Annotated in this window: 12 protein-coding genes; 1 reads left to right on the forward strand and 11 read right to left on the reverse strand. The window is 48.8% G+C overall.

The window, feature by feature from the left end; genetic code table 11:
* Nucleotides 1-8: 8 nt before the first annotated feature.
* The 11 genes from tolB to CRO03_RS03275 all read right to left on the reverse strand — a co-directional run bounded on the left by tolB (nt 9) and on the right by CRO03_RS03275 (nt 12,294).
* The gene (gene tolB, locus CRO03_RS03225; protein ID WP_245861415.1) at nt 9-1,358 is read right to left on the reverse strand and encodes a Tol-Pal system beta propeller repeat protein TolB; all 1,350 of its coding nucleotides are present in this window, start codon (nt 1,356-1,358) and stop codon (nt 9-11) included.
* Complete coding sequence (gene tolA / locus CRO03_RS03230; RefSeq protein WP_097110103.1) at nt 1,358-2,305, reverse strand: cell envelope integrity protein TolA; 948 nt, start codon at nt 2,303-2,305, stop codon at nt 1,358-1,360. Before tolA ends, tolB begins: the two co-directional genes overlap by 1 nt.
* On the reverse strand, nt 2,295-2,720 hold the full coding sequence (gene tolR / locus CRO03_RS03235; RefSeq protein WP_097110104.1) for a protein TolR: 426 nt from the start codon (nt 2,718-2,720) through the stop codon (nt 2,295-2,297). Before tolR ends, tolA begins: the two co-directional genes overlap by 11 nt.
* The gene (gene tolQ / locus CRO03_RS03240) at nt 2,720-3,406 is read right to left on the reverse strand and encodes a protein TolQ (protein ID WP_097110105.1); all 687 of its coding nucleotides are present in this window, start codon (nt 3,404-3,406) and stop codon (nt 2,720-2,722) included. Before tolQ ends, tolR begins: the two co-directional genes overlap by 1 nt.
* A complete protein-coding gene (ybgC, locus tag CRO03_RS03245) occupies nt 3,396-3,806 on the reverse strand; it encodes a tol-pal system-associated acyl-CoA thioesterase (RefSeq protein WP_097110106.1) in 411 nt (136 codons plus the stop codon). Before ybgC ends, tolQ begins: the two co-directional genes overlap by 11 nt.
* A gap of 754 nt (nt 3,807-4,560) precedes the next feature.
* Nucleotides 4,561-5,571, reverse strand: coding sequence for a Holliday junction branch migration DNA helicase RuvB (gene ruvB / locus CRO03_RS03250; protein ID WP_097110107.1), 1,011 nt, complete (start codon nt 5,569-5,571; stop codon nt 4,561-4,563).
* A 5-nt stretch (nt 5,572-5,576) separates the two neighbouring features.
* A complete protein-coding gene (gene ruvA / locus CRO03_RS03255) occupies nt 5,577-6,194 on the reverse strand; it encodes a Holliday junction branch migration protein RuvA (protein WP_097110108.1) in 618 nt (205 codons plus the stop codon).
* 69 nt (nt 6,195-6,263) lie between these two features.
* Nucleotides 6,264-6,785 carry a crossover junction endodeoxyribonuclease RuvC gene (gene ruvC, locus CRO03_RS03260; RefSeq protein ID WP_019676075.1) on the reverse strand — a complete coding sequence of 174 codons (522 nt, stop codon included), beginning with the start codon at nt 6,783-6,785 and terminating at the stop codon, nt 6,264-6,266.
* A gap of 2 nt (nt 6,786-6,787) precedes the next feature.
* The gene (locus tag CRO03_RS03265; protein WP_097110109.1) at nt 6,788-7,531 is read right to left on the reverse strand and encodes a YebC/PmpR family DNA-binding transcriptional regulator; all 744 of its coding nucleotides are present in this window, start codon (nt 7,529-7,531) and stop codon (nt 6,788-6,790) included.
* An 84-nt stretch (nt 7,532-7,615) separates the two neighbouring features.
* Nucleotides 7,616-9,391 (reverse strand): aspartate--tRNA ligase, encoded by a 1,776-nt coding sequence (gene aspS, locus CRO03_RS03270; protein WP_097110110.1) that lies wholly within the window; start codon nt 9,389-9,391, stop codon nt 7,616-7,618.
* Between the two features lie 83 nt (nt 9,392-9,474).
* Nucleotides 9,475-12,294, reverse strand: coding sequence for a transporter substrate-binding domain-containing protein (locus CRO03_RS03275; protein WP_097110111.1), 2,820 nt, complete (start codon nt 12,292-12,294; stop codon nt 9,475-9,477).
* Nucleotides 12,295-12,496: 202 nt separating this feature from the next.
* Between CRO03_RS03275 and cmoA the strand changes: the two genes are divergently transcribed.
* Nucleotides 12,497-13,222 carry a carboxy-S-adenosyl-L-methionine synthase CmoA gene (cmoA, locus tag CRO03_RS03280; RefSeq protein ID WP_097110112.1) on the forward strand — a complete coding sequence of 242 codons (726 nt, stop codon included), beginning with the start codon at nt 12,497-12,499 and terminating at the stop codon, nt 13,220-13,222.
* Nucleotides 13,223-13,225: the final 3 nt, after the last annotated feature.

Consider the following 13,225-nt stretch of genomic DNA (forward strand, 5'->3'; position numbering starts at 1 on the left):
TTTTTGTTTTATAAAAAAGGTGACCAGGCTGGCGATTTAACCTGTCCATCTATCGCCGGCAGTCGGGCTTTAAAGCGTCCATCCATTGAAACCAGTGCCAACACCTGCGACGAACCATGCATAGTGCTGTAAATAATCATCGAACCATTTGGCGCAATACTGGGTGACTCATCCAGATTGGTTTTAGTCAGCACCTGCAAAAAGCGGCTTTGCCGATCCATTTTTGCAATATGATACTGGCCCTGAGTCCGGTTCACCATTACGATAGTGCTGCCATCGGGTGTATAGGCGCCCGCCAGATTCATCTCACCTTCAAAAGTCAACCGTCTGGTAGTGCCTGTTGCTAAATTTACGCTATATAGCTGGGGATTGCCACCTCTGTCCGAACTGAACACCAGTTCCTTGCCATCGGGTGACCAGTTAGGCTCAGTATCGATAGCGCGCTGATTGGTTATCCGACGTAACGCCTTGGTAGCAATATTTAAAGTATAAATTTCAGGGTTACCATCTCTGGACAATACCAGGGCAAGGCTCTCACCATCCGGTGACCAGACTGGTGCGCCGTTTATGCCCGGAAAGGTGCTGACGACGGTACGCCGGCCACTGTAAATATCCTGGATAAAAATCTGAGCCTGCCGACGCTCAAAGGTAACATAGGCCAGCTTGGTACCATCGGGTGACCAGCTGGGCGACATTAACGGCTCTTTCGAACGCAGCAATATTTGTTCATTAACACCGTCGTAGTCGGCGACCACTAACTGATAAGGGAATTCGTTGTCCGGCCGCACCAGCACATAAGCAATTTTCGTTAAGAAAGCGCCGCGCTCGCCGGTCAGCTTTTCATAAACAATATCGCTGATCCGGTGGGCATACTGGCGGAACTGGCTGCCATTAATGGTGGTTTCCCGGCTATCCAGTACGTGTTCGTTGCTGGTGACCAGTTTACCGGCATTGAGCATTTGCGAACTGGGGCCGCTGTTACCTTTTAGCACATCTATCAGCTCAAAACTTACCGTGTAGCGGTCAATACCGATCTCGTTAATCTGGCCCATGACAATGGCTTCAACGCCTTCACGCGCCCATGCCGCATAGTCTATTTCACTGGCTTTAGCCGGCCGCTGCGGCATCTTTATACTGGCTAACGGGCTGAATTTACCACTGCGCATCAAATCGGCGGACACAATCTCTGCCAGGTTTTCATTTGGCCTGGTGGTGCCATTAAAACTGAAAGGTAAAATGGCCACTGGCCTGGCAGAATCTATGCCTTCGGTAATCACAATTTCCAGCGACGCGCGGGCCAGCGCCGGAACCAATAGGAGTGCCAGGAGTAAGGTCTTTTTAAGTAAATTAGTCATCATCAAAATTCTGGTGCCACCGTTAAAGTTATATCTTTCAGTTGATTATAAACATCAGGATCAGTCGAAACCGGCAAGGTTCCTGCCCGGTTTACTGCTCGGATGGCGGCGTCTGCTACCTGACGGTCACCACTGACATAACGCACGTCTGTCACAAAGCCGCTGCTTGCCAGCCTGATATTAATCCGGGCCGTTTTACCGCGCATGTTTTCATCTACCAATAAGTTACGTTGAATTGCATCACGGATCATCGCCGTATAGCGCTGTACTTCTGTCACCGCCTGCTGCGCCCGGGCCTGGCGTCTTGCTTCAGCCTCTTTGGCCATTTGTTCCTGTAACTGCCGCTCACGCTCGGCCTGCTCTCTGGCTTCCCGTGCCTTGCGTTCCCGCTCGGCCTGTTCTTTCGCTTCGGCTTCAGCAGCTAAGCGTCGGCGCTCTTCTGCAGCTTTAGCGGCAGCTTCTGCTTTTTTCTGCTCTGCCTCGCGGGCTTTACGGGCTTCTTCTGCCTGCTTAGCTTTCGCTGCTTCTGCCTGCTGCTGCTTTTGCGCCTCTGCAGCTGCAGCCTTGGATTTACGTGCGGCTTCATCTGCCTGGCGTTTCTGCTCAGCAACGCGTTTTAAGCGCTCTTCTTCTGCAGCCCGGTTACGCTCAGCCTGCTTAGCTCTGCGCTCTAGCGCGGCAATCCGATCTTCCTCAGCTTTTTTTGCGTCATCACGATTTTTCTGAATTTCAGCAACCCGCTGCTCCAGCTGTTTGCGATCAATTGCTACCGCTTCCACCGGAGCCGGATTAGTCTCGACTGCCTGCTCAGTACTGACAGACAGCTCAACCGTTTTGCGCTTAAAACTTATATTGGCGCCAAAGATCAGCAACAGCAAAATGGCGACGTGTAACGTCAGCGATTTTGCTAATGGCGTTGTCAGTGCTGGTTTAAGCTTATTAAACTTCATTATCAGTCATTAAACCCACTGCCGGCGCGCCGGCATTTTTCAAAACATTAATCAGGCGGATAACGGCCTCATAGCTTACCGCTTTATCCCCTTTCACAATTACCTGAGTACCCGGTTCAATTGTCAGCCAACTTGCCACTTCTACCTGCAGTTCTGCTGAGGTAAAAGGTCCTTGCTGGTTGCCGTCTTTCTCAAAGTAATACAAACCATCACTGTCTACCGTGGCCACCAATGGTGTTTTGCCTTCCGTCATCTGGGCAATTGGCTCGGCCGCCGACTTTGGCAACTCTACTTTAACGCCCTGGGTAATTAACGGCGTCGTCACCATAAAAATAACCAGCAGCACCAGCATAACATCAATGTATGGCACCACGTTTATTTCAGCCATCATCCGCCGTTTTTTCCGGACGTACATTACGCAGCCTCTGTGCTGTTAACAGCCTGTCGGTGCAGGATGTTAGAAAACTCTTCAACAAAGTTGACGTAACTGCTCTCGAGCAGTTCAACCTGGTGGGAAAATTTGTTATAGGCAATAACCGCCGGAATAGCGGCAAACAAACCGATAGCCGTAGCGATAAGCGCCTCGGCAATACCGGGGGCCACCATGGCTAACGTGGCTTGTTGCACCGCGCCCAGGGCAATAAAAGAATTCATGATGCCCCATACGGTACCGAATAAACCAATGTAAGGGCTGATAGACCCTACAGTCGCCAGGAAAGGTAAATTGGTTTCCAGTCGTTCTACTTCGCGCGACAGACCGACCCGCATTGCCCGTTGCGCGCCTTCCATTAACGCAGCGGGTTGTTGCCGGCTGCTTTTGTGTAGCCGGGCAAACTCTTTAAAACCCGCTTTAAATAAAGCCTCTAAGCCAATATTGCTCTGGCGGGCACTGACTTCGGCATACAGCTTCGACAGATCAATTCCGGACCAGAATTTATCTTCAAATTTCTTGGCGTCCGTCAGCGCTTCTTTCAGTACTTTTTTTCTTTTGAAAATCATGCTCCAGGAGGCAACCGACATACCAACTAAAATTAACATTACAGCCTGCACCACAATACTGGCATCGAGTAATAAATGAAGAATGGAAATTTCACCTGACACGCGTTAACACCTCTGCAATTTCGGCCGGCATAGGCCGGGCTTTCATGGCCTGCTTGTCAATACAGGCAACTTTTATTTCAGCCTGACACACTAACTGGGCCGAAGCATTATAAATTTGCTGGGAAAAAATGATACTTGCTGACTTTAAGGTACTGATTTGACTCGATACCGTCAATAATTCATTAAAACCTGCACTTTTTTTGTTGTTCATTAAAACCTGAGTAACAACAAAGGCGATATTATTTGACAACAATATATCCTGCTCAACACCCAGAGCCCGTAACCATTCAGTGCGGGCTCTTTCAAAAAATTTCAGGTAATTAGCGTAGTAAACGATGCCACCGGCATCAGTATCTTCATAATATACCCGTATTGGGAATTCGAAGTTCTTATCTGGCATTTGTAGTCACATCTTTTGTTGCTGCGTATGATAATTAGCCGGCTGGCCAAACTCAATGGCTAACCCCACTCCACTGCAATTATATTTATTTGCAACGACCTCTTGCATCATGGTCAAAAAGCAGACCCTGATGCCCCGTTGAAGTTCAATTTGTTGTCAACTCAGTTTATTTCAATAGAAGCACTCATAAACCACAACACAAACCACAACACAAACCACAAAAAGTAATCCGAGCTATCATCCACATTTAAACTTAATCACAGATGAATAAAGGCCTTGTTTAAAAACAGCTTTGCTGACTGGTTAATTAAGCAGCAACACCATACCCTCTTCACATTAGTTATTCTAATAACTAAGTGCTAATTTTTCTCGTTTGAAGTAATTACTCAAACTCCTTAACATAGGCCCCGTGTTCTGAGCTAGCGCAAAGGCAAGGTAAGAGGGTTACCTTGTTTAGTAAAGTTCACTTCGCAGTATGACTGATAGCTAAGATTAGTTTTGCTGCTGTTAAGCATGTTCCCTGGATTTATTGAAGCACTCCTTCAACTTGTTGCTTTGCCCGCTCTCTGAGCGGGCTTTTTTTTATTCGCGTCCTATTTGGCACTACAGCGTTGTTGGCTTCACTCCCTCGCTGGTGCGCCAGTCCGACCCAATCGCATAGGTAACTATGCTCATGGGGCCGGGCTGGCGTCCCAGGTCGCTCATTTGCCGCCTAGCTGTAGTACCAAATAGTTTGCGAATTCGATGCGATAATTCATTCTGATTTGGGTAAGTCGAAGCCGAAGTGCTGATAAGCTCTTGGTGAGGCTATCCGGCCACGTGGCGTGCGCTGAATAAAGCCCTGCTGAATTAAAAACGGCTCTATTACATCTTCAATGGTTTCTTTCTCTTCACCAATGGCCGCCGCTAAATTGTCCAGCCCGACCGGGCCACCCATAAACTTATCAATAATGGCCAGAATAAGCTTGCGATCCATGTAGTCGAAACCTTCGGCATCGACGTCCACCATTTGCAATGCCTGGCCGGCAATCTCAACCGAGACGGTACCATCGGATTTAACCTGAGCGTAATCCCGTACCCGGCGCAGCAAACGGTTGGCAATGCGCGGGGTACCGCGTGAGCGTCTGGCTATTTCTGTTGCCGCATCTTTAGCTAATTGCAAATTAAGGTATAACGCTGAACGCTGAATAATATCGCTCAGTTCGTCCACTTTATAAAACTCCAGCCGCTGCACGATACCAAAGCGGTCACGCAGGGGTGACGTTAAGGCACCGGCACGGGTGGTGGCGCCAATCAGGGTAAAGGGCGGTAACTCCAGCTTAATAGAGCGGGCAGCAGGGCCCTCGCCTATCATAATGTCCAGCTGATAGTCTTCCATCGCCGGATACAAAATTTCTTCAACAACCGGGCTCAGACGATGGATCTCGTCAATAAACAGCACATCATTTTGTTCAAGATTGGTAAGCAGCGCCGCTAAATCACCGGCTTTTTCCAGCACCGGACCGGAGGTACTTTTAATATTTACCCCCATTTCGTTAGCAACGATCATCGCCAGAGTGGTTTTACCCAGGCCAGGGGGGCCAAAAATAAGTAAGTGATCCAGTGGATCCCCCCGCCCCCGCGCTGCCTCGATAAAAATAGCCATTTGTTCGCGCACATGCTGTTGGCCAGTATAATCGGCCAGGGTTTTCGGCCGGATAGCCCGGTCTATTACTTCATCTTCGCGGGTCGCATTACCCTGGATCATTCGATCAGCTTCAATCATCTTGGCTATATCATACTTTTAAGGGCAGCCATGATCAGCTGCTCGCTGCTCATGTCGGCGCGTTTAACTAACTTTACTGCTTTGCTGGCCTGTGCCTGACTGTAACCCAGCGCCAGCAAGGCACCTAATGCATCTTGTTCTGCACTGGCAGGTGGTGCAAATATCGCGTCTTCTCCTGCCAATGTCAGCTTATCTGTTACCGGTGTATTGCCAACACCCCAGTCTTTTAAGCGGTCACGCATTTCAATTACTAAGCGCTCGGCGGTTTTCTTGCCAACCCCGGGTAACTTTACCAGAGTCGTTATTTCGTCATGCAGGACACAATGGACAAATTGCTGGGCAGTCATCCCGGACAAAATAGTCAATGCCAGTTTCGGACCGACCCCGTTAGCTTTAATCAGTTGCCGGAATAAGCTGCGCTCCGTCTGGGTAATAAAACCGTATAGCAACTGGGCATCTTCCCGCACCACGAAGTGAGTATAAATAGTTGTCTGACTGCCTGGCTCTGGCAACTGGTAAAAGCTGGTAAGGGGCAACTGAACTTCGTAGCCTACGCCGGCCACATCAAGCAAAATATCAGGCGCCTGCTTTTCCAGTAAAACACCTTGTAAACGTCCAATCATCAGGCAGTTCTTCTTTTTAGTATGTTAAGTGTCAACTTAGCTTGTAAAGTGACAGCGGGCACGGCCGCTTCAGCGCAAGCGGCGGCGTACCGTTTTACTGGCCTGGCCAGCTAACGCCACTAAGCTTTGCTGAGTATGCCCGTGACATAAGGCCACTGCAAGCGCATCGGCAGCATCTGCCTGCGGGCTGGCACTAAGCTGCAACAATGAGCGCACCATATGCTGCACCTGGGCTTTGTCAGCCGCGCCGGTGCCAACAACGGCCTGCTTAACCTGGCGCGCTGAATATTCAAATACCTCAAGCCCGGCATGTTTTGCAGCAACAATAGCGGCACCGCGGGCCTGTCCCAGCTTTAAAGCAGAGTCAGGGTTACGCGCCATAAAAACCTGCTCTATAGCAAATACTGTAGGCTGGGTTTGGGTAATGATTTCTGAAATACCGTTGAAAATTCGTAACAACCGCTCCGGCAGCTCATCCGTGCCCAGCCGGATACAACCGCTGGCCAGATAAACGAACTTGTTGCCTTGCTGGCGCACCACACCGTAACCGGTAAGACGACTGCCGGGGTCAATCCCCAGAATAATATTCACCGTTAGCTGTGCTCGCCGAGCAAGTCGTCACTTATCTCAGCATTGTGGTAGACATTCTGTACATCGTCGGAATCTTCCAGCATATCGATTAGCTTAAAAAAACGACCGACGTTATCGGCATCTATCTGGGCCCGGATTGATGGGATCATATCTATCTCAGCATTGTCGGCGGTAAAACCGGCGGCCGTTAAACTGTCTTTGATATCGTTGTATTGCTCCGGACTGGTAAACACCTCAATACTGCCGTCTTCATGATTTTGCACATCGTCGGCTCCCGCTTCCAGCGCCGCATCAAGCAAGGCATCTTCATCCACCCCCGGCGCAAACAGCAACACGCCACGCCGGGCAAATAAATAGGCGACAGAGCCGGACGTACCTAAATTTCCATTATTCTTAGTAAAGGCGTTGCGCACATCTGCAACCGTTCTTTTATTATTGTCAGTCATGGTTTCAACAATAATAGCGACCCCATTCGGGCCGTAGCCTTCATATACCAGTTCTTCGTAGTTTTCGCCTTCCGTCGCCCCGGCACCGCGTTTAATTGCGCGGTCAATGGTGTCACGGGTCATATTTTCCGACAGCGCTTTATCTACCGCCAGCCGTAACCGCGGGTTGGCACTGATATCAGGATTGCTGCGGGCTGAAACGGTTAGTTCACGAATAATTTTGGTAAAAATTTTACTTTTTTTGGCATCCTGGCGGGCTTTACGATGCTTCATGTTCGCCCATTTACTATGGCCGGCCATATTTAACTCCTCGCTTAGGGGCAAAATGCTGCGGCAACTCATTATGGTAACGAGCGTTGCCGCAGCTTCACAACGATCTGCGAATTACGGTTTTTTAATAACCTGAATACTGAGCTCTGCCAGCTGCGCAGGATTCGCTTCGCCTGGTGCATCAGTTAATGGACAAGCAGCGGTTGCTGTTTTAGGGAAAGCCATCACATCCCGGATAGACGTTGCACCGGTCATCAGCATGACCAGCCGATCCAGACCAAATGCCAGCCCCGCATGCGGTGGCGCACCAAATTTTAACGCTTCCAGTAAGAAACCAAACTTCTCTGCCGCTTCTTCATCACTGATGCCCAGTAATTTAAAGACTTTTGCCTGCACATCTGCACTGTGAATACGGACTGAGCCACCACCTAATTCTGTACCATTCAGCACCATATCATAGGCATTGGATAATAAATTAGTGTGGTCAAGCTCGGCAACCGGTGTCGCCATAAACGCCGCGGTATCTAAAGGCGAAGTAAACGGATGATGCACGGCGGTGTGACTGCCATCATCGTTCTCTTCAAACATCGGGAAATCAACAACCCACAGTGGCTTCCAGCCCGGAACAGTTAAGCCCAGGTCTTCACCCAGTTTCAGGCGCAATGCGCCCATTGCCTCACACACCACTTTATAGCTGTCGGCACCAAAGAAAATCATATCGCCGTTCTCTGCTGCCGTGCGCTCAAGCATGCTGTTGATAATATCGGCCGTTAAAAACTTGGCCACCGGCGATTGCACACCGTCGCTACCGGCACTGATATCATTGACCTTCATCCAGGCCAGGCCTTTAGCACCATAAATACCAACAAAACTGGTGTAGTTATCAATGTCCTTGCGCGATACTTTATCGGCAGCTGCCGGCACTTTCAGTGCCACAACCCGGCCTTTCGGATCATTTGCCGGGCCGGAAAACACTTTAAACTCAACGTCTTTTACCAGGTCAGCAATATCAACAAACTGCATCGGGTTACGTAAATCCGGCTTGTCAGAGCCATATAAACGCATCGCTTCATGGAATGTCATCTGTGGAAATGTGCCCAGGTCAACCTCAAGTTGCTGCAGGAACAACTGCTGAACCATCTGCTCGGTCACAGCCATGACCTGCTCAGCACTCATAAAGGAGGTTTCAATATCAATCTGGGTAAATTCAGGCTGACGGTCGGCCCGCAAATCTTCATCCCGGAAACATTTTACAATTTGATAGTAGCGATCCAGACCAGACATCATCAGCAATTGTTTAAACAGCTGTGGCGATTGCGGCAACGCAAAAAACTGGCCTTTATGGGTGCGGCTTGGTACCAGATAATCGCGGGCGCCTTCCGGCGTTGCTTTGGTTAAAATAGGGGTTTCGACATCTAAAAAGCCGTTGCTGTCCATAAAATTACGGACAAAGCTGGTTACCCGGGCGCGGAACTTCAGGCGCTCGCTCATAACTGGACGGCGCAGATCCAGATAACGGTACTTAAGCCGCTGTTCTTCGCTGTTATCGTGATTAAAATCCAGTGGTAACGGCGCCGCTTTATTTAAAATGGTTAAACCACTGGCATATACTTCTACTTCACCGGTGGCCATATCTGCATTAATTTGCGATGCCGGCCGCAACCGTACTTCACCTGTTATCTGAATACAGAATTCGTTCCGCAGGGTATAGGCCAGCTCAAATAATTCTGGCAGATCCGGATCGCAAATCACCTGAACCATGCCTTCACGGTCACGCAAATCGATAAAAATAACGCCACCGAGATCCCGGCGCCGGTTAACCCAGCCACATAATGAAACTTGTTGCCCGGCATGTTGGGCATTTAAAAAACCACAGTATTGGCTACGCATTAACCCTTCCTTCTATCTCTTTGGTCAGCCGCTGTAAAATGACCGCCAATTATATAGAAATAGCGCTTAATGTCACTGCCCGTTCACGAAAACTCTCGTTCGGTAAAACTGTAACCATTCTTACCCTGCTGCTTAGCCAGGTACATTTGCTTGTCGGCTTGTTTTAATAAGGCAACACTGTTCGTGGCGTCGTGTGGATATATCGCTATGCCAATACTGACGCCTACTGTTACCTGGCCAAATGATAACTGCAGCGGCTTATTTAGCTGATAAAGAATTTTCTCAGCAACGATGGCCGCATCATCGCTATGCAGCAGCGCAGTCAGCAGCACCACAAACTCATCGCCCCCCAGCCGGGCTACCATATCGCTTTTGCGGACACAGCCCTCCAGCACCCCGGCCAGTTTCAGTAACAACTCATCACCAGCGTCATGGCCATGCCGGTCATTTACCGCTTTAAAGCCATCAAGATCGAGAAAAAGTACCGCTAATATTTCATTGTCACGGCTATGTTGCTCTACTGCCAGGTCAATCCGCTCTCTGAGCAAGCTGCGGTTTGGTAACCCTGTGAGGTCATCATGGGTAGCCATATAGCGCATCTTATGTTCAGCATCCCGGCGCAGATTAACTTCCCGCCGTAAAAACAAGTTCCAGCTGATGAACACGGTTAAAAATACTAATGCTATTGCTACCACTTGCCAGATAATCTGATGCAGCCGTTTGCGGTCGATACCCTGGGTTATCTCAAAATCGAACCAGTGCTGATAAATCTGTGCCCGCTCCGTCTCGCCTATGCTGCGCAGCCCCTTATTTAAAATGGCTACCAGTGGCTGATAGTCACTACGCACCGCCACCAGCGAAGGATAATCAGGTAAATCATCAATCAGTTGCATCCTTAAATTGATAGCATTAGATTGTTTCAGCGCCCGGCTACCCGCTTCAACTGAATCCAGCACAAAGTCAACCCGGTTATTCTGGAGTAAGCGGATACCATCAGCTAAATCGCTGATAGTAATCACCTCAGAACCGGCCACAATGCCAGTTAAATCTTTAGCCAGCTGATAATCACGAAAAACGGCAACCCGTTTGCCGCTTAGCTGGGATGCAGTGGTGATATTTTCGCTGTTAATGTGGCCTATCACCGCCCAATTAACTGACCAGAAGGGTTCAGTAAAACGGGCAAAAACCTCCCGCTCTGCTTTGGGTGAAATATTTGCAACAAGATCTAAATTACGCTGTTCTATGTCTTGAAGAATATCCTCGAATTGATCGTAAGGTCTGAGTTCAAACTCAATATTCAGCCGCTCGGCTAAAATCTGCAAAATTTCCTGACTGACTCCGGCAACATTGCCCTCTTCATCGACAAACTCCATTGGCGGCCAGTTACTGATAATGCCAACCCGTAATGGCTTATGCGCTGCTAACCAGTTTCGCTCTTCAGGCGTCAGTGGAATTTTGTTTCTAAAGTCCGCGTAGTAGCTTTGCTCGGCCAGTTTTACCCATTTTTTTTCAATGTCGATTAGTTCTGCCAATGAAATCTGGTTAAAACCTTCCCTGATCTGTTCTGCCAGTTCGGGGTTATCAACGTGGGTTAATGCATAAAGCGGTGCAAAGATACGGGTAGCCGGCGCCACAACAAAATCATTTGCCAGATTAAGCTGGTTCAGGCGAACATTCGCTATTACCTCGGCGCCGAAAAAGCCGTCGATATCGCCATCAATCGTTGCCTGAGTTAATGACTCAAGTGAAGGGTAGCGCTTAAAAACTGCGGCTGGATATTGCTGCTGTAACTCAACCAGATAGGTGGCATTGCTATAAATACCAATATTGCCATTGTATTGGCTGTCTAATTGCGGAAAACCCCTGTTTTTCAGCCTGTAGTAGGCGGTACTAAAGCTATATAAATGATAGGCTTTAGCCAGTTGCGGGCTCAGGCTTTCAATGGCAGGAAACCCAATATGGGCATCAATCCGCTGATTCGCCAGACTGCTCAGGCTGTCATCTGAATTATCGGGCACAAAGGCAATACTGGTGCCGGTCTTCTCTGACCATAAGCGCCATAAGTCAACCAGTAAGCCGCTGGCTTCGCCCTGCGCTGATACATCCATAAACGGTGGATTCAGCACCGATAATCCCAGCAGCAACGTATTCTCATTATCTACTTTGAAGCCCAGCCATTTTCGCTCCAGCGCATTTAATGTCGAGGCTGACACTGCCGCAGCATATTGCTCTAATCTGGCATTGAGCGGCGAATCTAATGGTACGCCGAACACCAGATCAATAGCTTGTAATGGTAGCTTTTTATATAACGGAAACTGATTGTTTAAATTCTGAAAAGCATGATAACGCGGTGGTAAACGGTCCAGCGCAGCAAAGGCTTTCAGTTCGCCAGCCAGAGCCGCGTCATACATCTGCGTCACATTAGGGTATTTTCGCAACAGCGCCTTGGGTAACTGCCGGGCAAGCGTGGACTCATGGCTGGATTTTTCTACCACACCAATCGCGTAAGCCGTTAAATCTTTCAGGGTTTGCACCCGCAACAAATCACGGTGCACAAAAACATTACTGTAGATTGTTATATTAATGCTGTGCAGGTTGTAATCTTTTGCCCGCTGTTCGGTGTAGGCCATACCGCCATGCAGGTCTACTTCACCTGCATTTAATAAGGCCACCGTCTCTGGCCAGGCTGCCATGACAAATTCAATATTAAACTGCTGCTGCCGGGCAATTTCACGCCAGTAGTCAACAATCAGGCCCTTTGGCTGGCCCTGCTCATCAACAAACATATAGGGATAGGTGTCATTACTCAGAGCAACTCTCAATGTCTCTGCTCCGGCATTCGCCGGGGCATAAAAGACAAAACACAACAGCAATGCAGCATTAAATAATAAACGTCTGATCATGTGTTTATACTGATAGTTATTGTCATATGGTTGTACCCTGACTCTTAGCATTGGTCAAGTTAAGCCGGGTTCAGTCATAACAACTTTGTTTTATCCGACGGTATCGTTAGCTTTTGGCTGCCTGCAACAAATCAGGTAAACTAGTGGCTTAATTTATACCGCGCGCTTGACCTGTTGCCGCGCAACACCGGTGCTTCAATTTATGCAAAAAGATCATATTTATGCCGAGCCTTTAGCTCAGATCCAGGATTTTCGGTTTGACGATCAGGTAGCCGAAGTTTTTCCTGACATGATTCAGCGCTCTATCCCGGGCTACCAGACCATTATTCAGACTATTGGCAAGTTAACCGCACGTTATCAGCAAGCAGATAGTAATTTTTATGACTTAGGTTGCTCGCTTGGCACTGCCAGTTTAGCAATGCGCCGTAATATCAGTGCTGCCGGGGCGCGGCTGATTGCGGTGGACAACAGTAAAGCCATGCTGGAACGCTGTGAGCGCCACCTGCTGGCCTTTCGTTCTGAAGTGCCGGTTAGTCTGGAACTGGCAGACATCCGTTATATTGCTATTGAGAACGCAGCAGTGGTGGTGATCAACTTCACCTTGCAATTTCTGGCGCCTGAACATCGGGATACCCTGATCAACACTATTTACCGGGGCTTAAAACCAGGCGGCGTATTGATCCTGTCTGAAAAGTTTGTTGCTCACAGCACTGCCACTAATGATTTGCTGGTTGATTTACACCTCGATTTTAAACGGGCTAACGGCTACAGCGAACTGGAAATAAGCCAGAAACGCTCGGCACTGGAAAACGTGATGAAACCCGATACCCTGGCACAGCATCAGCAGCGGCTGCAGCAGGCCGGTTTTGTTGAGCAAAGCTTATGGTTTCAGTGTTTTAACTTTTGCTCAATGCTCGCAATCAAGTAAGCC

The sequence above is a fragment of the Arsukibacterium tuosuense genome, assembly GCF_900215315.1.
Classification (GTDB): Bacteria; Pseudomonadota; Gammaproteobacteria; order Enterobacterales; family Alteromonadaceae; genus Alishewanella; species Alishewanella tuosuense.

Bases quoted from the DNA above. Each gene is read 5' to 3' on its own strand.
- tolB (WP_245861415.1), bottom strand. From the start codon at position 1,358: ATGATGACTAATTTACTTAAAAAGACCTTACTCCTGGCACTCCTATTG.
- tolA (WP_097110103.1), bottom strand. From the start codon at position 2,305: ATGAAGTTTAATAAGCTTAAACCAGCACTGACAACGCCATTAGCAAAA.
- tolR (WP_097110104.1), bottom strand. From the start codon at position 2,720: ATGTACGTCCGGAAAAAACGGCGGATGATGGCTGAAATAAACGTGGTG.
- ybgC (WP_097110106.1), bottom strand. From the start codon at position 3,806: ATGCCAGATAAGAACTTCGAATTCCCAATACGGGTATATTATGAAGAT.
- ruvB (WP_097110107.1), bottom strand. From the start codon at position 5,571: ATGATTGAAGCTGATCGAATGATCCAGGGTAATGCGACCCGCGAAGAT.
- ruvA (WP_097110108.1), bottom strand. From the start codon at position 6,194: ATGATTGGACGTTTACAAGGTGTTTTACTGGAAAAGCAGGCGCCTGAT.
- CRO03_RS03265 (WP_097110109.1), bottom strand. From the start codon at position 7,531: ATGGCCGGCCATAGTAAATGGGCGAACATGAAGCATCGTAAAGCCCGC.
- aspS (WP_097110110.1), bottom strand. From the start codon at position 9,391: ATGCGTAGCCAATACTGTGGTTTTTTAAATGCCCAACATGCCGGGCAA.
- CRO03_RS03275 (WP_097110111.1), bottom strand. From the start codon at position 12,294: ATGATCAGACGTTTATTATTTAATGCTGCATTGCTGTTGTGTTTTGTC.
- cmoA (WP_097110112.1), top strand. From the start codon at position 12,497: ATGCAAAAAGATCATATTTATGCCGAGCCTTTAGCTCAGATCCAGGAT.